The sequence below is a fragment of the Streptomyces sp. NPDC006208 genome (assembly GCF_040613775.1).
Lineage (GTDB): Bacteria > Actinomycetota > Actinomycetes > Streptomycetales > Streptomycetaceae > Streptomyces.
Window position 1 is genome coordinate 19,766 of the sequence record NZ_JBEXSW010000051.1, and the last position, 20,097, is coordinate 39,862.

General features: G+C 72.5%; 17 protein-coding genes. 10 read left to right on the top strand and 7 right to left on the bottom strand.

Going from position 1 to position 20,097, the window contains the following annotated elements; all coding sequences use genetic code 11:
* Nucleotides 1-126 precede the first annotated feature (126 nt).
* Nucleotides 127-606 (top strand): GNAT family N-acetyltransferase, encoded by a 480-nt coding sequence (locus ABZ208_RS32290; protein WP_356913001.1) that lies wholly within the window; start codon nucleotides 127-129, stop codon nucleotides 604-606.
* 15 nt (nucleotides 607-621) lie between these two features.
* Here the strand turns inward: ABZ208_RS32290 and ABZ208_RS32295 are convergent, their stop codons facing one another.
* On the bottom strand, nucleotides 622-2,937 hold the full coding sequence (locus ABZ208_RS32295; RefSeq protein WP_356913002.1) for an MDR family MFS transporter: 2,316 nt from the start codon (nucleotides 2,935-2,937) through the stop codon (nucleotides 622-624).
* Between ABZ208_RS32295 and ABZ208_RS32300 the strand changes: the two genes are divergently transcribed.
* Together ABZ208_RS32300 and ABZ208_RS32305 are read left to right on the top strand one after the other, a co-directional pair.
* Complete coding sequence (locus ABZ208_RS32300; RefSeq protein WP_356913003.1) at nucleotides 2,936-3,838, top strand: peptidoglycan-binding domain-containing protein; 903 nt, start codon at nucleotides 2,936-2,938, stop codon at nucleotides 3,836-3,838. The genes ABZ208_RS32295 and ABZ208_RS32300 overlap by 2 nt on opposite strands.
* 162 nt (nucleotides 3,839-4,000) lie before the next feature.
* On the top strand, nucleotides 4,001-4,681 hold the full coding sequence (locus ABZ208_RS32305) for an HAD-IA family hydrolase (protein ID WP_356913004.1): 681 nt from the start codon (nucleotides 4,001-4,003) through the stop codon (nucleotides 4,679-4,681).
* A gap of 237 nt (nucleotides 4,682-4,918) precedes the next feature.
* On the opposite strand, the gene ABZ208_RS32310 is transcribed toward ABZ208_RS32305, so the two are convergent.
* Both ABZ208_RS32310 and ABZ208_RS32315 read right to left on the bottom strand, forming a co-directional pair.
* Complete coding sequence (locus ABZ208_RS32310) at nucleotides 4,919-5,503, bottom strand: TMEM165/GDT1 family protein (protein WP_356913005.1); 585 nt, start codon at nucleotides 5,501-5,503, stop codon at nucleotides 4,919-4,921.
* A 337-nt stretch (nucleotides 5,504-5,840) separates the two neighbouring features.
* Nucleotides 5,841-6,602 carry an ABC transporter permease gene (locus tag ABZ208_RS32315; RefSeq protein WP_356913006.1) on the bottom strand — a complete coding sequence of 254 codons (762 nt, stop codon included), beginning with the start codon at nucleotides 6,600-6,602 and terminating at the stop codon, nucleotides 5,841-5,843.
* A 220-nt stretch (nucleotides 6,603-6,822) separates the two neighbouring features.
* Between ABZ208_RS32315 and ABZ208_RS32320 the strand changes: the two genes are divergently transcribed.
* From ABZ208_RS32320 to ABZ208_RS32340, 5 genes are all read left to right on the top strand, one after another.
* Entirely contained in the window at nucleotides 6,823-7,476 is a 654-nt protein-coding gene (locus ABZ208_RS32320; protein WP_328401121.1) for an HNH endonuclease family protein, read from the top strand.
* Between the two features lie 107 nt (nucleotides 7,477-7,583).
* A complete protein-coding gene (locus ABZ208_RS32325; protein ID WP_356913007.1) occupies nucleotides 7,584-9,335 on the top strand; it encodes an alkaline phosphatase D family protein in 1,752 nt (583 codons plus the stop codon).
* Between the two features lie 115 nt (nucleotides 9,336-9,450).
* Nucleotides 9,451-11,418 (top strand): FAD/NAD(P)-binding protein, encoded by a 1,968-nt coding sequence (locus ABZ208_RS32330; protein ID WP_356913008.1) that lies wholly within the window; start codon nucleotides 9,451-9,453, stop codon nucleotides 11,416-11,418.
* Between the two features lie 51 nt (nucleotides 11,419-11,469).
* Complete coding sequence (locus ABZ208_RS32335; protein WP_356913009.1) at nucleotides 11,470-11,928, top strand: DoxX family protein; 459 nt, start codon at nucleotides 11,470-11,472, stop codon at nucleotides 11,926-11,928.
* 164 nt (nucleotides 11,929-12,092) lie between these two features.
* The gene (locus ABZ208_RS32340; protein ID WP_356913010.1) at nucleotides 12,093-12,755 is read left to right on the top strand and encodes a VTT domain-containing protein; all 663 of its coding nucleotides are present in this window, start codon (nucleotides 12,093-12,095) and stop codon (nucleotides 12,753-12,755) included.
* On the opposite strand, the gene ABZ208_RS32345 is transcribed toward ABZ208_RS32340, so the two are convergent.
* Both ABZ208_RS32345 and ABZ208_RS32350 read right to left on the bottom strand, forming a co-directional pair.
* Nucleotides 12,715-12,972 carry a DUF2277 domain-containing protein gene (locus ABZ208_RS32345; protein ID WP_328401111.1) on the bottom strand — a complete coding sequence of 86 codons (258 nt, stop codon included), beginning with the start codon at nucleotides 12,970-12,972 and terminating at the stop codon, nucleotides 12,715-12,717. The genes ABZ208_RS32340 and ABZ208_RS32345 overlap by 41 nt on opposite strands.
* Before the next feature lie 322 nt (nucleotides 12,973-13,294).
* Nucleotides 13,295-14,494, bottom strand: coding sequence for a low temperature requirement protein A (locus ABZ208_RS32350; protein ID WP_356913011.1), 1,200 nt, complete (start codon nucleotides 14,492-14,494; stop codon nucleotides 13,295-13,297).
* A gap of 257 nt (nucleotides 14,495-14,751) precedes the next feature.
* Here ABZ208_RS32350 and cbiE point away from each other — a divergent pair, with 257 nt between their 5' ends.
* Both cbiE and cobM read left to right on the top strand, forming a co-directional pair.
* A complete protein-coding gene (gene cbiE / locus ABZ208_RS32355; RefSeq protein WP_356913024.1) occupies nucleotides 14,752-15,987 on the top strand; it encodes a precorrin-6y C5,15-methyltransferase (decarboxylating) subunit CbiE in 1,236 nt (411 codons plus the stop codon).
* A complete protein-coding gene (gene cobM, locus ABZ208_RS32360; protein ID WP_356913012.1) occupies nucleotides 15,984-16,733 on the top strand; it encodes a precorrin-4 C(11)-methyltransferase in 750 nt (249 codons plus the stop codon). Before cbiE ends, cobM begins: the two co-directional genes overlap by 4 nt.
* Before the next feature lie 72 nt (nucleotides 16,734-16,805).
* Here cobM and ABZ208_RS32365 read toward each other — a convergent pair whose 3' ends face one another.
* On the bottom strand, nucleotides 16,806-18,437 hold the full coding sequence (locus ABZ208_RS32365) for an alpha/beta hydrolase (protein ID WP_356913013.1): 1,632 nt from the start codon (nucleotides 18,435-18,437) through the stop codon (nucleotides 16,806-16,808).
* Nucleotides 18,438-18,956: 519 nt separating this feature from the next.
* Nucleotides 18,957-20,093 (bottom strand): cobalt-precorrin-5B (C(1))-methyltransferase, encoded by a 1,137-nt coding sequence (locus ABZ208_RS32370; RefSeq protein WP_356913014.1) that lies wholly within the window; start codon nucleotides 20,091-20,093, stop codon nucleotides 18,957-18,959.
* Nucleotides 20,094-20,097 lie beyond the last annotated feature (4 nt).

Consider the following 20,097-nt stretch of genomic DNA (forward strand, 5'->3'; position numbering starts at 1 on the left):
CGCTTCCTGCCGCTCGTCGCCGACGGGCGCGAGGCCCCGACCGGCCGACGGTCCTTGGCCGCACCCGACCACCCCGCGGAACAAAATCATTGGCCGGGCCCGCGTGGCCTCGACTAGAGAGTCCCCATGCCCATCTGGACTCTTGCACCCGAGGCCTACGACTCCCCCGACGCGAGCGCCCTGCGCCGCGCGTACTACGCCGATGTCGCGAGCAGCTACTGGAAGCGGCCCGCGACCGACGCCGAGGTCGACGAGGGACTGGCCGGCGACGGTGCCGAGCAGCTCACCCCGCCCACGGGCCGGTTCGTCGTCGGCCGGTACGGCGGCGAGGCGGCCGCCTGCGGCGGGTTCCTGATGCTGGACGGGGAACGTGCCGAGCTCACCCGGGTGTTCGTACGGCCCGAGTTCCGCGGGCACAAGGGCGCCGGTCTGCTGATGGATCTGCTGGAGGAGGAGGCCAGGGCGTTCGGTGCCCGGCGCATGGTGCTGAACACGCGCCTGGACCTGCTCGCGGCCCGCGCGCTGTATGCGCGGCACGGCTACGCCGAGATACCGGCGTACTGCACGGGGCCGTACATGGACATCTGGTACGGCAAGGATTTGTGAACCGGCGCTGAGCCGTCAGTCGCGGTGCTCGTGGCGGTGGTGGTGAGGAGCGGCGTGGTCCCGCTCGGGCGGCGGGCCGTGGGGCCGTTCGCCGTCCGAGCCGCACAGCTCGCTGTTGAGTTCGTGCACCAGCTGCACCAGGTCGGTCGGCCGCTCCGGGCCCCACCAGTCGCCCAGCAGCTGTGCCAGCGACTCCTCACGGGCCTGCGACAGCCGCGTGGCCGCTTCGTCGCCGCGGTCGGTGAGGAGCAGGTCGAGGCCCACGCGGCGGGCGTACCCCCTGCCCTCGACCTGGCGGGCCGCCTCCATGATGGCGCGCAGCGGTACGGGCGTGGCCTCGGCGAGGCGGGACGGTTCCACCATGCCGTGGCGCTTGATGCGCAGCAGCAGCCAGCTGGACGCGGGCAGCAGGTCGTAGCCCGCCTTCTCGGTGATCTTCTCGTAGATGTGCTGCCGTCCCTCGCGCGAGCCGAGCACCGACAGGGCCCGGGCGACCTCGTCGTGCGAGGAGCGTTCGACGGGGTTGGAAGCCAGGGTCTGGGTGGTGTCGGGTGCGGTGACCGAGCCGCGGAGCTTGTCCTCCTTGAGGAACCAGGTGAAGACGAAGGCGATCAGGACGACGGGTACGGCGTAGAGGAAGACGTCCGTGATGGACGTCGAGTAGGCGTGCAGTACGGACGACCGCAGCGACGGCGGCAGTTCGGCGATGGCACGCGGGTCGGCGGCCAGCTCCGCGGCGTCGGCGCCGGGCGGCACCTGCTGTCCGGCGAGCGCGTCGGTGAGCTTGTTCTCGAGGCTGCTGGTGAAGACGGTGCCGAAAGCAGCGACGCCGAACGAGGCGCCGATGGAGCGGAAGAACGTCGCACCCGAGGTGGCGACGCCCAGGTCCTCGTAGCTGACGGCGTTCTGCACGACGAGCACCAGCACCTGCATGACGAGTCCGAGTCCCGCGCCGAAGACGAAGAAGTAGATGCTCATCTCCCAGGTGGTGCTGGTCTCCTTGAGCTGGTGCAGCAGGAACAGGCCGAGCGCGGTGACGGCGGTGCCCGCGATGGGGAAGACCTTCCAGCGGCCGGTGCGGCTGACGATCTGGCCGGAGGCGGTGGAGGTGACCAGCAGGCCGAGCACCATCGGCAGCAGGTGCACACCCGACAGGGTCGGCGAGACCCCCTGGACGACCTGCAGGAACGTCGGTAGGAAGGTCATCGCGCCGAACATCGCGAAGCCGACGATGAAGCTGATGACGGCGACGAGGGAGAAGGTCCGGACACGGAACAGCTTCAGCGGCAGCACCGGTTCGGCAGCCCGTCGTTCGACGGCCACGAAGGCGACGAGCAGGACGACCCCGAGCACGGCAAGCACGATGATCTGCGCCGAGTCCCAGGCCCAGGTGGTGCCGCCGAGCGAGGCGACGAGGACGAGGCAGGTGGCGACCGACGCGATGAGGAAGGTGCCGAGGTAGTCGATGGTGTGCCGGGTCCGCCGTTTCGGGATGTGCAGGACGGCGGCGATGACGAGCAGCGCGACGATGCCGATGGGCAGGTTGATGTAGAACACCCAGCGCCAGGTGAGGTGTTCGGTGAACAAGCCGCCGAGCAGCGGGCCGAGGACGCTGGTGGCGCCGAAGACCGCACCGAACAGGCCCTGGTACCTGCCGCGTTCGCGCGGTGGCACGATGTCGCCGACGATCGCCATGGACAGCACCATGAGCCCGCCGCCGCCGAGGCCCTGGAGGGCGCGGTAGCCGATGAGTTGCGGCATGTTCTGGGCCATGCCGCACAGGGCGGAGCCGATGAGGAAGATGACGATGGCGGCCTGGAAGAGCTTCTTGCGGCCGTACTGGTCGCCGAGCTTGCCCCACAGCGGGGTGGCGGCCGTCGCGGCCAGCATGTACGCGGTGACCACCCAGGACAGGTGGTTCAGGCCGCCGAGTTCGCTGACGATGGTCGGCAGCGCGGTGGCGACGATGGTCTGGTCGAGCGCGGCAAGCAGCATGCCGAGCAACAGGGCCCCGATGGCGACGAGGACGGTGCGCCGGTCCTGGCCGTCGCCGGGGGCCGGACTCGCCTCCGGAGTGCGCGCTTCCTGAGCCATGCAGGCCTCCTCGGGCTGTTCGCGCGGTTGTTCCCCGTTCTCCCATCGTGGTGGTTCTGCCCTGTTATGGCCTGCCGAGTGGGGGGTGGGGCCGCAGGGCCCGGATGGGGCGCTGCATAATCGCTGGCATTCCAAGGGGAGGGGACCGGCGATGACCGGACAGGCATGCCCGCGGTGCGGCACGCCAGGAAGAGCGGACGGCCCGGCGGCGTCCGGCTGCGGCTGCGCCGGGCGCATGGGGGATGCGCTCGGGGCGGAGTGGCAGGAGCAGGCCGGAGCGGCGGAGGGCTTCGACCCGCTGCGGATCCGGCCGTATGTGACCTGGGAGGTCACGGGCACGGGCGGCAGCGGATCGGCCGGACCGCCGCCCGCGCCGATGGCGCCGCACGCCGCCCCGGTGCAGGTGCCGTCCTATGCGGCTGCTCCCGGGCCGCTGCCCGACCTCGTGGGCGTGGACGACGCGGACACGCAGGAACTGGAGCTGGTCACCGTCGCGGGCGCGGGGCACCGGGCCGAGCCCCCGCGCAGCCGGGCACTCACCGGGCTGATGGCAGGCGCGGCGGCGGTGGCGGTGGCCGGGACCGTGGCGTTCGCCGCCGGGCTGTTCTCGGGTGACGGGGAACGCGAGCGCGCGTTGCCGGACTCCACCAGGGACGCGACGAGCGTCAGCATCGGGCCGGACGCCCCGTCGGCGTCGGCGTCCCTCTCCGGGTCCGCCTCGCCATCGGCCTCGGTTTCCGCGTCCGCTTCCGCATCGGCATCGGCATCGGCCTCCACCTCGGCCTCGGCGTCCGGCAAGCCGTCGCCGACCGGTCCGTCGGCGGGTACGGCTCCGGGCCGCCCCTCGGTCTCCCCGCCCCCCTCGACCGTGCAGGCCACCGACTCGGAGGACTCCGAGGACGGGAGGTCGGGGCGGCGCACGCTGCGGCCGGGGGACAGCGGGCCCTCCGTCGAGGAGCTGCAGCGACGGCTGGACCAGCTGCGGCTGTACGAAGGCCCGTTCGACGGGGAGTACAACGCGGACGTCGAGGAGGCGGTACGGCGCTACCAGTGGGCCCGCGGCATCGACCGCGACCCTGAAGGCGTGTACGGCAGGGACACGCGCCGGGCGCTGGAGTCGGAGACGTACGAGCCCTGACACGCGGCCCGGCAGGGACGGCGCGGGAGCGGGTCGGTGGGGGCGGGGTGGCCCTTCCTCTCCCTTTTTTGTATCGTGGAGGAACAAAGTGGTTCCGCCCGTGTTCCCTGACCGGCGGGCGGAGCCGCTCTTGTTCGCCGTTCCCGCGCCCTGGAGCAGCCGATGCCGGCCACCACCACCCCGCCCGTACTGACCGCCCGCGCCCTCCTGCTGGACATGGACGGCACCATCGTCAACTCGGACGCCGTGGTGGAGCGCTGCTGGCGCGCCTGGGCGGTGGAGCACGGACTGGACCCGGACGAGGCCCTCAAGGTCGTCCACGGCCGGCAGGGATACGCCACCATGGCGGCCCTCCTGCCGGACCGCCCCATGGAACAGAACCTGGCCGAGAACCGGACGCTGCTCGCCCAGGAGACCGCCGACACCGACGGTGTGGTCCCGGTCGCCGGCGCCGCTGCCTTCATGGCCGCCGTCGCCGCCCTGCCGCACGCCCTGGTGACCTCGGCCGACGAGGCGCTGGCCCAGGTCCGGATGACCGCTGCCGGACTGCCGATGCCGCGGGTACGGGTGACCGCGGAGCGCGTCGGGGCGAGCAAGCCGGACCCGGAGGGCTTCCTCAAGGGTGCGGCCGAGCTGGGCTTCGCCCCGGGCGACTGCGTGGCCTTCGAGGACTCCGAGGCGGGCATCACCGCGGCCCGTGCGGCAGGGATGCGTGTGGTCGGCGTGGGCCCGCGGGCCGCGGCCTTCGCACCGGACGTGCACGTACCGGACCTGACCCGCCTCGCAGTGACCGCACACACGGACGGCACGATCGAACTGCGCGTCGCGGACCCGGCCGCCTGAGCCGATGGCCGGAGGGGGCGTGCGACCACGCCCCCCTCGCCCGAACCGGCCCGCCCGCTCCACCCAGGGGCGCGGAGCTTCACGGCCCCGACGCCTCAGTCACCCACCCCCTCCGGCTCGCCACCGCCGTCCGGTCGGGCCCACCATCGGCTCGGGCCGAGCGGCAGCAGGTGCCGCCGCGCCGGCGACCTCCGCAAACAGGTTCACGCGCGCAGATACAGGCCAGGGCCGCGAGGCTCAGCCGGCGAGCGCCTCGTAGAGGCTGAATCCGGCCAGCGCCAGCATCAGGCAGGCAGCGACCCTGGTGATCAGCCGCAGCGGGACGTACTTCATCAGCGTCCGGCCGCCGAGGATGCCCATGCCGGCGACCGCCCACAGGGCCAGCACCGCGCCGAGCCCGACGGAGACGGGGCTGTCGTAGCGGGCCGCCAGATTGGCCGTCATGATCTGGGTCAGATCGCCGAACTCGGCGACCAGGATGAGCATGAACCCCGCCCCGGAGACCTTCCAGAAGGACTGGTCCGCCGGGGCCTTGATGTGCTCCTCCTCGCCGTCGCCCTTCTTCAGCAGCAGCATCAGCGCGCCCGCGAGGAAGAGCAGGCCGACCACCGCCTGGACGAGCCGGTGCGGCAGCAGGGTCAGCACACTGCCCGCCGCGATGGCGAGGGCGACATGGACGGCGAAGGCGGCGGCGACTCCGGCGAAGACGTAGGAGGCGCGGTAGCGGGTGCCCAGCATCAGACCGGCGAGCGCGGTCTTGTCGGGCAGCTCGGCGAGGAAGACGACGCCGAACGTGATCGCCATGACGGTGAAGCTGATCATGGATGGGGGTCCTCAATCGGTCGGGCACCGCCCTGCCGAGAGTCCTGAGCGTTTCAGGGGTCGCTTCGGCACGGCAGCGCCATGAATACATACATGGGCACTGCGGCCGAAGGTCTCGCTGACAGCCTCACGAGGCCGCCTCCGGGCGCCGGCCGGGCGCGAGGCCCAGCAGTATGTCGACGGTCCGGCGAAGAGCTACTCCCCTTCTGACTCCGTACAGGGTACGTGAGCATCCCGCCGGGTTGGCACAGGTGTGGGCGAGCACACCTCTGGGACGGCCGGGGCGGCATTCACCCGGCCAGGGTTCGGGCGCCCTGCCCGCGCGGGCGCCCGGACGTCAGGACGCCCGGCCCTTCTCCTCGCCACCGTCCCGGTGCAGCCGTCCCCGGGTCACCAGCTCCAGCACCAGCGCGACAGCGACTGCCTGCACCGCCATCAGCGCGACGAGCACGAACAGCTGCACCGCGCCCGCCTCCAGCGGTGACGCCCCGCCCAGCAGCATCCCGACGAACGCGCCGGGGAGGGTGACCAGGCCCACCGTCCGGGTCTGGTCGAGGCCCGGCAGAAGTGCGTCGGACGCGGGCTCACGCGCCACCTCCATCCGCGCGTCACGGTCGGCGAGGCCGAGCGCCATGCCCGCCTCCACCTCGCCCCGGCGCAACTCCAGCTCGTCCAGGGCGCGGCGCCCGCTCAGCACGGTCGCGGTGAGCGCGCCGCCGATGAGGATGCCCGTGACCGGGATCAGCGCGATGCCCTTCACCGGGACCAGACCGGTGAGCAGCAGGGTGGTGACGACCGGCAGCACACCCACGGCGATCGGCACACCGGCCCACCACCAGGTGCCGTTACGGGTGATGCGCCGCCCGGCCGTGCGCACGGCGACCGCGTACATCAGCAGCAGGAAGGCGAGCAGCAGCGGCACCGCCTTGACCACCCACCCGATCGCCAGGGAGACGGCGGCGAGTTGGACGGCGGCCCGCACACCGGCGACGGCGATCTCGCGGGAGCGGCCCAGGCGGGCGAGCGCGGCGACGGTCGCCGCAAAAGTCAGGAGGGCGGCCAGGACCGCCCCGAGGGTGAGGTTCACCGGCAGCAGCACCCGGCAACCCTACGACGGTGAAACATTCGTGCCGGTGTGTCAGAACGTGCGGGGAACACACGCGCACGTCTTGATGTGACGTGCCCATGTCGCCACCCTGTTACCTGGCGCCCATCCCCGAGAAACCTGGCGCCGCCAGCATGGCCACGCCCACCGGGGCATCTCCCACGCCACAAGGGCGAGGGGGAGGCCAAGCACCCCCCACCGCAGAGGAGTTCACATGTCCCGTGTCTACGCGCGTCGAATCCGCCGAATAGCCGTCCTCGCCGCTGCATCCGCCCTGGCCACCACCGGTCTGCTCGCCACCGCTCCCGCCGCCCAGGCCGCGCCGCCCACCCCCGTCAGCGCCGCGACCGCCCGTACGTACCTCAGCCAGCTGACCGTGGCCGCCGAGGGCTCCACCACCGGCTACAGCCGGGACCTCTTCCCGCACTGGATCACCCAGTCGGGCGCCTGCAACACGCGCGAGGTCGTCCTCAAGCGCGACGGCTCGGGCGTCGTCCAGGACTCCAGCTGCGCCGCGACCAGCGGCAGTTGGTACTCGCCGTACGACGGCGCCACCTGGTACGCCGCCTCCGACGTCGACATCGACCACATCGTCCCGCTGGCCGAGGCCTGGCGGTCGGGCGCCAACAGCTGGACCACCTCGAAGCGGCAGCAGTTCGCCAACGACCTCACCCGGCCGCAGCTGATCGCCGTCACCGACAACGTCAACCAGGCCAAGGGCGACAAGGACCCGTCCGAGTGGCTGCCGTCGGTCACCTCGTACCGCTGTACCTACGCCCGGATGTGGGTACACACGAAGTACTACTGGGGCCTGAAGGTCGACTCCGCCGAGAAGAGCACGCTCCAGTCGATCCTGAACGGCTGCTGACTCCCCCGATCCGGTCCTGACCAGCTGCGGACACGCAGAATTCGCGTGGAACCGGCCCGCCCCTCTCCGTCGTTCCGTACCGTACGGAGCGACGGAGAGGGGCACACATGACCGGGCTTCGCCTGGGACCGCTGCTGCGATACGTGGACTGGGAGTCCGGCGACCACGCGACCGTCTGGATCGAGGCGGACCGGCCGTGCACGGCCGAGGTCCGCTGCGCGTCCGGAGCGCACGGCTCGGCGCACACGTTCCAGGTCGCCGGGCATCACTACGCGCTGATCCCCGTGCGGGGGCTGACCCCCGGCTCGTCGACCGAGTACGAGGTGCTGCTCGACAGCCGCCGGGTCTGGCCGCAGGCCGACTCCCCCTTCCCGGCGAGCACGATCCGTACCCCCGCGCCGGGCGCCGACGCCGCACAGATCACGTTCGGGTCCTGCCGCTGGGCGACGTCGCCCGCCGACGAGCGCGACCCGGTCGGCCCCGACGCGCTGGACACCCTCGCCACGCGGCTGGCCGCCGACCCCGGGGCCGAACGGCCGGACGTCCTGCTGCTGCTCGGCGACCAGGTGTACGCGGACGAGACGTCGAAGGCGACCCGACGCAGGATCGACGCGCGGCGCAATCCACAGGAAGCCCCCGGCTTCGAGGTCGCGGACTACGAGGAGTACACCTGGCTGTACGACGAGTCCTGGCAGGACCCCGAGGTCCGCTGGCTGCTCTCCACCGTCCCCAGCTGCATGATCTTCGACGACCACGACGTGATCGACGACTGGAACACCAGCGCCGCGTGGCTGGCGGACATGCGGGCGACTCCCTGGTGGCGGGAACGGATTCTCAGCGGGCTGATGTCCTACTGGGTCTACCAGCATCTGGGCAACCTCTCCCCGGCCGAGCTGGCCGAGGACCCGCTGTACGCCGCGGTGCGCTCCACACCCGACGGGACCGACGCACTGCGGCACTTCGCGGCCCAGGCCGCCGCCGAACCGGCCGCCGCCCGCTGGAGCTACCGCCGTGACTTCGGCCGGACCCGGCTGCTGATGGTCGACAACCGCGCCGCCCGGGTCCTCGACGAGCAGAACCGCGCGATGCTCGACGAGGAGGAGGCCCGGTGGCTGCGCGACCAGGCGTTCCAGGCGCCGGGCTCGTACGACCACCTCCTCGTCGGCTCCTCGCTGCCGTGGCTGCTTCCCCAGCTGATCCATTCCGCGGAGGGGTGGGTCGCGGCGCTGTGCCGCGGAGAGCGCGGGGCGCGCTGGGCGGGATTCGGCGAGGATCTGCGCCGCCGCTCCGACCTGGAGCACTGGGCAGCCTTTCCGTCCTCGTTCCAGAAACTGACGCGGCTGATCGCGGAGGTGGGCAGCGGGCCGGACGCGCCCGCGACGGTGTGCGTGCTGTCGGGCGATGTGCATCACGCGTACATCGCGGAGCCGAGGTGGCGGGCGAGGTGGCGGCCGGCGGGCGGGCAGTCCGGTGTCGCACCGCCGCATGCCCGGGTGTTGCAGCTGACCTGTTCGCCCGTGCACAACTCGATCCCGCTCGTGATACGGCTCGGATTCCGGTTCGGCTGGAGCCGGGCCGGACGGTGGGTGGGGCGAGCGCTGAGACGGCACGGCCGCGTGACCAGGCCCCTTGTCAGCTGGCGCAGAACGGGCGGGCCGTGGTTCGGGAATCAGCTCATGACGCTGACCCTGCGCGGACGTTCGGCGTCACTGCGTCTCGACCAGGCACAGAGGCAGGCGAATCGGGACGTAAGCGGCGCGGGTGCGCGGCTGGTGACCGTGGACGAACGGGATCTGACGCCGGACCAGGGGCGGGGGCCGGCGGCAGCGGACCGCGACGGCGCCCGCAGCGGCAGGTGAATTCCGGCCAGGCCCTTCGACTCCCGGGGCGACAGGGGCATGATGAGGCGGACGATCCGCTTCCTCATGTACCCCACGCCCCGCACGCACCCCACATGCCCCGGGAGTCAGTGTTTTGTCCGCAGTTTCCCCCGCAGCTCCTCCCCGGTCTCCCCGCGCGCATTCCTCCGCAGCCATCGCTCTGGTCGGTGCGGGACCCCGCGGCACTTCGGTGCTCGAACGCCTCTGCGCCTCGATTCCCGAACTGGCCCCCGACACTGTGCTGACCGTGCATGTCGTCGACCCCGCACCCGCCGGTCCCGGCCGGGTGTGGCGCACCGACCAGTCCACCGAACTGCTGATGAACACGGTCGCCTCACAGGTCACCGTGTTCACCGACGACAGCGTCGGCTGCGAGGGGCCGATACGCCCCGGGCCGAGCCTGTACGAGTGGGCCGCGGCCCGCGCCGACGAGCGGCTCGGGCCCGACGACTATCCGACGCGCGCCTGTTACGGGCGCTATCTGCGCTGGGCGTTCCGCACGGCCGTGGACAACGCCCCCGCCACCGTGGCGGTGCTGGTCCACCGGGCCCGCGCCGTACGCCTGGAGGACGACCGGGACGCGCCGCACGGTGAGCCCGCACCGCGCCAGACCCTCGTCCTGGACGACGGGACGGTGCTCGGCGGACTGGCCGCGGTGGTTCTCGCCCAGGGGCATCTCCCGGTGGTCTGCGGTCAGTCCACTGCCCATCTGGCCGACTACGCCGCCCGCCGTCCGCGCCTGCGCCACTTCCCGCCCGCCAACCCCGCGGACCTCGACCTCTCGGCCGTCGCGCCCGGCGAAGCGGTGCTGCTGTGCGGCCTCGGGCTCAACTTCTTCGATCACATGGCCCTGTTGACGACCGGCCGGGGCGGCTCCTTCACCCGGCCGCCGGGCGGCGGCGCGCTGGTCTACCGGCCGTCGGGGCGCGAGCCGCGGCTGTACGCGGGGTCCCGGCGCGGTGTTCCCTACCAGGCGCGCGGCGACAACGCCAAGGGCGCGTCCGGACGTCATGAACCGCTGCTGCTGACCCCCGAGGCGATCGCGGCCTTCCGCAGGCGGACCGATGCGGGCGATCCGCCGGACTTCCTGGCGGAGATCTGGCCCCTGGTCGCCAAGGAGGTGGAGACGGTCCACTACGAGGCCCTGCTCGCCGCAGGCAGGGGCGGCACGCCGCGCGGCTTCCGGTCCCGGTTCCTCGGCGCCCGGCACGGCAGCGCGGAGGAGGCCGCCGTACTGGACGCGTACGGGATCCCCGGTACCGACCGGTGGTCGTGGGAGGCGATCTCGCGCCCGGCCGCGGACAGGGTCTTCGCCTCCCGCGCCGACCACCGGGCCTGGATGGTCGGCAGGCTGCGCCGGGACGTGGCGCAGGCCGCGCTGGGCAATGTCGCCGGACCGCTCAAGGCCGCGCTGGACGTGCTGCGCGATCTGCGCAACGAGCTGCGGCAGATCGTGGACCACGGCGGGCTCTCCGGCATCTCGCGCCGTGACCATCTGGACCGCTGGTACACGCCGTTGAACGCCTTTCTCTCCATCGGCCCGCCGCGCCGCCGCATCGAGGAGATGACGGCGCTGATCGAGGCCGGGGTGCTGGAGGTGGTCGGGCCGCGCACGCAGATCGGGACGGCGGACGGCATGTTCACCGCCGAGTCGCCCGATGTGCCGGGCTCGGCAGTGAGGGCGACCACGCTCATCGAGGCCCGGCTGCCGGAGCCCCGCCTGCGCAGGACCACCGACGAGCTGCTCGGGCGGCTGCTGAAGACCGGCCAGTGCCGGCCGCACACCATCGACGGCTACGAGACGGGAGGGCTGGATGTCACCCCCCGTCCGTACCGCCTGATCAACCGGCAGGGGCGGGCACACGCACGGCGGTTCGCGTTCGGGGTGCCGACCGAGGGGGTGCACTGGGTCACCGCGGCCGGCGCCCGGCCGGGTGTCGACTCGGTGACCCTGTCGGACGCCGACGCGGTGGCGCGGGCCGTGCTCGTCACGGTCATGAACGGTGAAGACCGGACGGCAATCCGCGAAAACCCGAATGTTGAACTTGCAAGTATCTATTAGGGCTGCCTAACCTGGCGCCCTCGGTGCATGTCCCCAACCGAAGGAGTCCCCATGGCCGCGCCCTCGCTGCCCTCTCGTCTCAACCAGGCCCAGCCTTATGCGCTCGGCCTGTTCCGGATCGTCGTCGGGCTGCTCTTCGCCTGCCAGGGCGCCGCCTCGCTCTTCGGCGTCCTCGGCCGCGACTCCGTGCCGTCCGGCACCTGGCCCTTCTGGTACGCGGCGGTGATCGAGCTCGTCGCCGGCGTGCTGATACTGGCCGGAATCGGCACCCGCAGCGCCGCGTTCCTCGCCTCGGGCGCCATGGCGTACGCGTACTTCACGGAGCACCAGTCGAAGGCGCTGTTCCCGCTGCAGAACGACGGCGAACTGCCCGTGATGTTCTGCTGGGCGTTCCTGCTGCTGGTGTTCACCGGCCCGGGCGCCCTCGCACTGGACAAGCTGTTCGCATCGCGCGGTGAGGGCTCGGCGCGGCAGGACGGCAGGGACCAGGCGCCCGCGGCCACTGCCTGATCCGCGTCCGCATGCAATACGCCCGGCCCCCTGTCCAGGAGGGGCCGGGCGTGTCGTCCGTCCGTTCGAACATGGCCGATACGTACGACGCTGTCCGCCCCTGCCGATCTCACCGTGTCCTCCCGGCGTACGCTGTGCAACTGTCGCTGAAACGGGGAGTCAAGGTGTTCGAGAGTGTGGGGTCGCTGCTCGGCAGTCCATGGATCTATGCCGTGATCGGGCTGTCCGTCCTTCTCGACGTCTTCGTTCCCGTGCTGCCCAGCGGGGTTCTGGTGATCACCGCGGCCACCGCGGCAGCCGCCGGGTCCACGGCCGGCACCGCGGCCGCCGCCGCGTCCGTGGCGGGAACGGCCAAGCAGGTACCGCAAGAGGTCCCCTCACTGCTCGCCCTCGTCCTGTGCGCGGCGACCGCGTCCGTACTCGGCGATCTCGTCGCCTACCGGCTCGCCTGGCGGGGCGGTGACCGCCTGGACCGGGCCATCGCACGCTCACGACGGCTGACCCGGGCGCAGGAACGAATCGGCGTGGCACTGAGCCGCGGCGGCGGCGCGCTGGTGGTGATCGCGCGCTTCGCACCGGCGGGCCGCTCGGTCGTCTCGCTCGGAGCGGGCGCCTCGCACCGCAAGGTGAAGGAGTTCCTGCCGTGGTCGGCCCTGGCCGGTGTGGCCTGGGCGGGCTACAGCGTGGGGCTCGGCTACTTCGGAGGCCAGTGGCTGGGCGCGACGTGGATCGGCGTGGCCGTCTCGGTCCTGGCGCTGTTCGGGGCGGGCTCCGTGGCGGCGTATGTCATGCGGCGTCCGGCTCAGGCTGCCGATCCGGCCGCTTAGCGGGCCCGGACCCGCGCACTTCCAGGCCTTCGAGCAGCTTGCGGGTCGCCTCGGCGATCTCGTCGACGGCCTCGTCGAACACCTCGCGATTGTGCGCCGCGGGGGCACGGAATCCGGACACCTTGCGGACGAACTGCAGAGCTGCGGCTCTGATGTCCTGCTCGGTGGCCTCTTCGGGGAGCACGGGCGGACGGAGGGTCTTGATGCTGCGGCACATGACTTCAGTGTGCCTTGCCCCCGGGCGGGCGGCGGGCCGGTCTGCCTCCTCGGGCTGAGCCGTCGGTCCGACGCCCTCGGGGCAGGCCCGGGTTCTCGGTCTGCGCTCGGTCGCGTGCTCGATGTCGGGCCGCTCCCGGTCGATGCCCTCGGGCGGGGCCGCGGCCCCCTCCCGGGCATGGCCCGGCCGTGACCACGACGCCCTCAAGGCGCGGGTCACTCGGGGCCCGGACGGCCACGGCGGGAGATCGCAAGGCGGAGGGGCAAGGCACGGCGGATGCGCCAGCGGCACGCGAGCCCGGCACGATCCGGAAGAACGGCCCTCAGGCGGGGCCGGCCTCCATGGCCCGGGTGGTCCGGCCGTGCACGATCAGCATGGTCGCCACCGCTGCGCCCAGGAGCACCAGGGCGACCAGCGCGGGCATCAGGACCACGACCGCGCCCGCGGCCAGGCAGACCAGCCCGCCGGCGGTCAGGACAGTGGGGACGCGCCCGGTGGTGCGCAGCATGATGGCTGCGGAGCCGAGGAGGAAGATGCCCACGCCTCCGGTGAGCGCCCAGGCCACGACTCCGTGGAGCGGCTCGGACAGGCTGTGGTGCCCGGAGTCGGCGACCTGTGTCAGGACCTTCTTCATGCCCAGTGCGCAGAGCACGACGCCGGCGACGAGCGGCAGGTGCAGGAACGTGTACACGTCGCGGGCCAGCCGGGTGCGGTCGTCGCCGGTAAGAGCGAACAGCCGGTGCTCGGCCGCTTCGCTGACCTGACGGAAGTACAGCCGCCACAGTCCGGCGACGACCAGCAGGCCCGCGGCGGCAGCGATGATCACGAATACGTCGACGGGCAGGCCCGAGACGCCCACCCCGATGGCGACGATCGACTCGCCCAGGGCAATGATCACGATGAGTCCGTGCCGCTCGGCGAAGTGCCCCGGCGAGACGACCCGCCAGCCCGAGGAGCCGGTGATGTAGATCCCGCCGTAGTCGATGGCGACCGCGCCGAGCCAGATGAGCACCTGGGTGAGGCCCGTGAAGGCGCTGCCGACCAGCAACAGAACGAACGGCGGGGCCACGGACAGCAGCGCGGTGCGCCGCAGCGTCGCGTGCAGCACCCGGTCGCCCGGGCTCGCCAGCCAGTAGGTGACCAGGTGCAGCATCCGGACCGCGCCGTAACAGAGGACGAACAGCAAAGGCGCGGGAAGGCCGCCTTCGGCATCCACGAACACCTCCGGCACCGTCAGCGAGACGATCAGCACCACGGCCATGACGGCGACCAGGACACCGAACAGTGAGCCCGTGTCGGCCCTGACCACATTGCCCAGCCAGGCGAAGCAGCACCAGCACCACCACAGCAGGGCCAGCACCACCATTCCGCCGACCAGCCTCAGGATCGACGGGCCGGCCGCCATCAGCGCGGTGACCTGGGTGATCGCGTACACGAAGACCAGATCGAAGAACAGCTCGGCCGGAGTCACCCGATGACTGTCATCGGTGGCGATCATCCGGGACCGGTCCCTGCCCGTCATCACAACTCTCCCCCTTCACACCCCTGTTGGTGATGCCCCCGCGGTCGAAGATCTCATGTCGTGCCCTTGCGGCGTGCGAGGTCGGCGAGAGTCGTGGACGGCGGTGCCCGAGCGGTGGCGACGTGCGGACCCGCGTACGGGCCGCGGCCTGCGGGAGCGGTGTGAGCGTCCCCACCCCGGCTGCGGGCTCCGGCGGGCCATGGGGCCAGTAGAGTGCGGCTCGATCTTCTCCCGATGCACGAGGTACTTCGTCAGTGATCCCCGCACCGCCCTCACCAGCCGTCATCGTCGTCGGGATCGGCGCCGACGGCTGGCCCGGTCTCTCGGGGAGCGCGCGTGAGGCACTGCTCGACGCCGAGGTGATCGTGGGCGGCGCACGGCAGTTGGAGCTGCTGCCCGCCGACTGCGGGGGTGAGCGGGTGGCCTGGCCCAGCCCGCTACGGCCCGCCGTAGCCGGTCTGATCGCCGACCGTGCGGGGCGGCGGATCGCCGTACTGGCCAGCGGGGACCCGATGTTCTACGGCATCGGCCGCACGCTCACCGAGGAGCTGGGCCGGAACGCGCTGCGGGTACTGCCGCACCCGTCCTCCGTCTCGTACGCCTGCGCCCGCCTCGGCTGGCCCGTCGAGGACACCGAGGTCGTCACACTCGTCGGGCGCCCCACCGCACAGCTCGCGGCCGCACTGCACCACCGCCGACGGGTCCTGGTGCTGAGCGCCGGGGCGGCCACCCCCGCCGAGGTCGCGGCGCTGCTGCGCGACCGCGGGTTCGGGCCCAGCCGGATGCAGGTGCTCGAACAGCTCGGCGCGGAAGGTGAGCGCCATGTCGAGGGCGTCGCCGGGACGTGGGACGAGCCGGCGGGCGACGCCCTGAACGTCATCGCCGTGGACTGCCGCCTGGCCGAGGGGGCGCTGCGGCTCTCCGCCGCCCCTGGACTGCCCGACGAGGCGTACGAGCACGACGGCCAGCTCACCAAGCGCCATGTCCGTGCCGCGACCCTCGCCGCGCTGGCCCCCGCCCCCGGCGAACTGCTGTGGGACATCGGCGGCGGCTCCGGCTCCATCGCCATCGAATGGATGCGCACGCACCGCTCCTGCCGTGCGATCACGGTCGAACGCGACGCCGTGCGCGCCGGGCGCATCGCCCGCAACGCCGAGGCGCTCGGTGTCCCCGCCCTGCGCGTCGTCGGCGGCGCCGCACCCGCAGCGCTGGCCGGACTGCCCGTACCCGACGCGGTGTTCATCGGCGGCGGGCTGACCGTGCCCGGCCTGCTGGACGCCTGCTGGGACGCGCTGCCCGAGGGCGGGCGTCTGGTCGCCAACACGGTGACGCTGGAGTCCGAGGCGCTGCTGGCCGAACGCCGCCGGTCCTCGGGCGGCGAGCTGGTGCGGCTCGCGGTCGCGCACGCCGTGCCCGTGGGCGGGTTCACCGGCTGGCGCCAGGCCATGCCCGTCACCCAATGGTCCGTCATCAAGACTGGAGAGATGCCATGACCGTGTACTTCATCGGTGCGGGCCCCGGCGCCGCCGACCTGATCACCGTGCGGGGGGCGCGGACGCTGGCATCGTGCGGGGTGTGCCTGTACGCGGGGTCGCTGGTGCCGACCGAGCTGCTGGCCGAATGCCCGCCGGACGCACGCCTCGTGGACACCGCGCAGCTCGATCTCGACGCGATCACCACGGAGTTGGTCCGCGCACACGAGGAAGGTCACGACGTGGCCCGGCTGCACTCGGGCGACCCGTCGGTCTTCAGCGCGGTCGCCGAGCAGATGCGGCGGCTGGACGCGGCGGGGGTTCCGTACGAAGTCGTGCCCGGCGTACCGGCGTTCGCCGCCGCGGCGGCGGCGCTGAAGCGGGAGCTCACGGTCCCGACCGTGGGCCAGACCGTCATCCTGACCCGCATCGCCCAGCAGGCGACCCCCATGCCGGAGGGCGAGGACCTGGCGACGCTGGGCCGCAGCGGGGCGCTGCTGGTACTGCACCTGGCGGCACGGTACGTGGACCGGGTGGTCGACGAGCTGCTCCCGCACTACGGGGCCGACTGCCCGGCCGCGGTCGTGGCGATGGCCAGCCGCCCCGACGAGCTGATCCTGCGGGGCACGCTGGAGGACATCGCGTCCCAGGTGAAGTCGGCAGGGGTGGTCCGCACGGCGGTGATCCTGGTGGGCCGCACCCTGTCGGCGTCCCAGTTCAGGGACAGCCACCTGTACTCGGCGGAGCGCGACCGCCACGTGTGCTGAAAGCTCGGGGATGCACACGTGGCGGGGCGTGGCCCGGTCCGTGCCGGCGACGGGAACCGCCCGCAGCCGCACTCAGGAGGTGGCGCCGGACGTTCCGCCTCCGCCGGTGGCGACACCGCCGCGCGGCTTGGGCGCGGAGAACGGGGGCGTGTCCTGCCGGCACGTGGTTCCGGCCGGGGGGAGGGTGCCGTCGATGAGGTAGCGGCTCTCGTGCTCGTTGACGCAGCTGCTGGGGTTGACCAGCGCGGTGTGCCCGTACCCGCTGTTGGTGAGCAGGCGGGCGTTGGCCAGTTCTCCGGCCATGGCCTGGGCGCCCGTGTAGGGGGTGGCGGGGTCGTAGGTGGTGCCGACCAGCAGAATGGGGTGCGCCGTCGGCTTGTTCCACGGGCCGCGATAGCTGTTGGCCATTGCGGCGGCCGGCCAGGCGGCACACCCCTCGGCGGCCCAGGCCCAGAAGCGTCCGGCGTCGCCCGCACGGGGCGCGCTCGCCTCCTCCGCGGCGTGGTAGGCAGCGGGGTCACGCGGATTGGGGCTGTCGCTGCAGAACACCGCACCGGCCTGTTCATCGCCCAGGTACGGATTCGGGTTCGGGACCGGTGGTCCGGGCGGAAAAGCGGCCGGCTCCGGAACGCGGCCCTGCCACAGGGTCTGAAGCCTGCCGGCGAGGCCCGTCCATCCCTGGACCTGGTAGAGGCTGTTCACGACGTCACTGACCGTACGGCCATAGGTCCACGCGCCCGCGGGATGCTTCCGGAGCCGCTGCATCAACTGGTCGAACTTCTCCCTGGTCGCTTTGGGGCTGCCGGCGGAGAAGGGGCATCGGGCGGTGGTGGTGGACCCACAGAGGGCGAGGAACTTGTCCAGGACCGTTGCAGCGCCGCGGTCCGCGCCCATGCGCAGGAAGGTCGGCAGCCGGGAGTCGTCGCCGGAGGCATGGGTCCAGACCTGCGGGTCGACATTGCTGTCGAAGACCATGGCGCGGACCTTGTCGGGGAAGAGGTTGGCGTAGGTGGCGCCCAGGAACGTGCCGTAGGAGATCCCGAAGTACGAGAGTTGTTCGTCGCCCACCGCCTGGCGGAGCTGCTCGAGGTCGCGCGCGGTGTCGGCGGTCGACACATGGCGCAGCAGTTCGGGGGCACGCTGTTCACAGCGCCGGGCCAGATCCTTGTACGCGGCGGCATAGGCCGTCCGCTCCCGTTCGCCCACCGGGAAGCCTGCCGGCTTGCTCGCAGCCCAGGCGTCGGCTTCTTCGCGATTCTCGAAGCAGTTCATGGCGGTGCTGCTGCCGATCCCCCGGGGGTCCCAGCTGACGATGTCGAACCGCTCCCGCACCTTGCGCGGGAAGAGCTCGTAGTTCTGTGGCATCTGCACCGTTCCGGGGCCGCCGGGGCCGCCGGGGTTGTGGAACAGGGTGCCGATACGCCGTCCGGGGCCGGTCGCCTTCCTCCTGATGACTGCCAGCTCGATGGTGCGACCGCCGGGGTTGAGGTGGTCCAGCGGCACCTTCGCGGTCGCGCAGTCGAACGGACTGCCCTGGATGCAGGGTTTCCAGTCCAGCTTCGGGGCGGGCACCGAAGGTGACGGCCCGCCGGCCACGGCGAGGTCCGGCCCGGTGAACACCGTCGAGCAGATCACCGCCGCGGCGAGGGCCGCTGCCTGACGCCGGCGGCCCGCCGGGGATCCGGGTATGGGGGGTATGTGCATACTCCGTCCTTCCTCCTTCGTGGCTGAGTGCCCGATGCCGGCTTCGCGGCTGAACCCCCCGATGCCGCCGATGCCCTGGACGTCGCCACGCATCCGCATCAACACCACCGCGGCCCGACACGGCGCGCCAGCCGACCGCGGCCGAATGCGCGGAGCCCTCCGAGTGCGTGACACACGGGCACGGCGCGCGGGCACGGGCACGGCGCTTCAAGGGGTGCGGACTCTCCCATGGCGCGGCGCTTACGGGCGTGCGGCGTCCAGGGGTGTCCCTGCCGGGGGTGGGCCGGGGGCCTGCGGGCCGGTGGTCGCACCGGCGGCCGCCGGCCAGTCCCTTGGCGCGGCGCTTCCGGAAGCGGCGTCCCAGGGGTGTCCCTGCCGGGGGTGGGCCGGGGGCCTGCGGGCCGGTGGTCGCACCGGCGGCCGCCTCGTGCCGGGGCCGGCGGGCGTTCGGCGCGGGCTTCCCGAGTGGGGGACCTGAGGGCGCCAGGCTCACGTGCGCGGCCGATCCCCCGGGCAGCGTCACTCCAGTGCGCCGCCCGGCCGAGGGGACGAGCGGCCCACCACCGTGCCGGCCCGGTCGATGCAGATCACGTCCACCGTCACCGGCGCGCCCCGCAGCACCCCCAGCGCCTGATCGCGGGCCTCGGCGGCCACCAGGTCGCCCAGGGGGACGCCCGCCGCGCGGCACAACTGGAGTGCGGCGAGACCCGTGTTGGCGGTCGACACCTCGGCCGCGAGCTCCTCGTCCGCGCCGCCCGCTCTCGCCAGATCCGCGAGGAACGCCTTGTCGACCTGGGAGCGCGCCGAGTGCAGGTCCAGGTGCCCGGCCGCCAGCTTGGACAGCTTGGCGAAACCGCCGCAGATCGTGAGCCGGTCGACAGGATGGCGCCGCACGTACTTCAGGACCGCTCCCGCGAAGTCCCCCATGTCCAGCAGAGCGTCCTCGGGCAGGCCGTACACGGACATGACGGTCCGCTCCGAGGTCGACCCCGTACACCCCGCGACATGCGTGCGCCCGGCCGCGCGGGCCACGTCCACGCCCCGCCGGATCGAGTCGATCCACGCCGAGCAGGAGTAGGGGACGACGATCCCCGTCGTACCGAGAATGGAGAGCCCGCCCAGGATGCCCAGCCGGGGGTTCCATGTGGAGCGGGCGATCTCCTCGCCGTGGTCGACTGAGACGGTGATCTCGACGTCGCCGCTGCCCCCGTGCCGCCCCGCGACCAGGGCGACATGATCGCGCATCATCTGGCGCGGAACGGGATTGATCGCGGGCTCACCGACGTCCAGCGGCAGCCCGGGCCGGGTGACCGTGCCCACACCGGGTCCGGCCCGGAAGACGACGCCCGAGCCCGGCGGGAGCAGCCGGACCGTGGCCCGGACCAGGGCGCCGTGCGTGACGTCCGGGTCGTCGCCCGCGTCCTTGACGATGCCCGCCATGGCCTCGCCCCCGGACAAGGCCTCGGATGCCAGGGCAAAGGCCGGGGTCTGCCCCTTCGGCAGCGTGATGGTCACCGGGTCCGGGAAGTCCCCGGTGAGCAGCGCGGTGTACGCGGCGGTCGTGGCCGCGGTCGCGCACGCCCCGGTCGTCCATCCGTGCCGCAGACCGGTGTGCTTGAGTTGGGCGCTGCGCCCGCCGCCCGTTTCCGGACTCATGGAC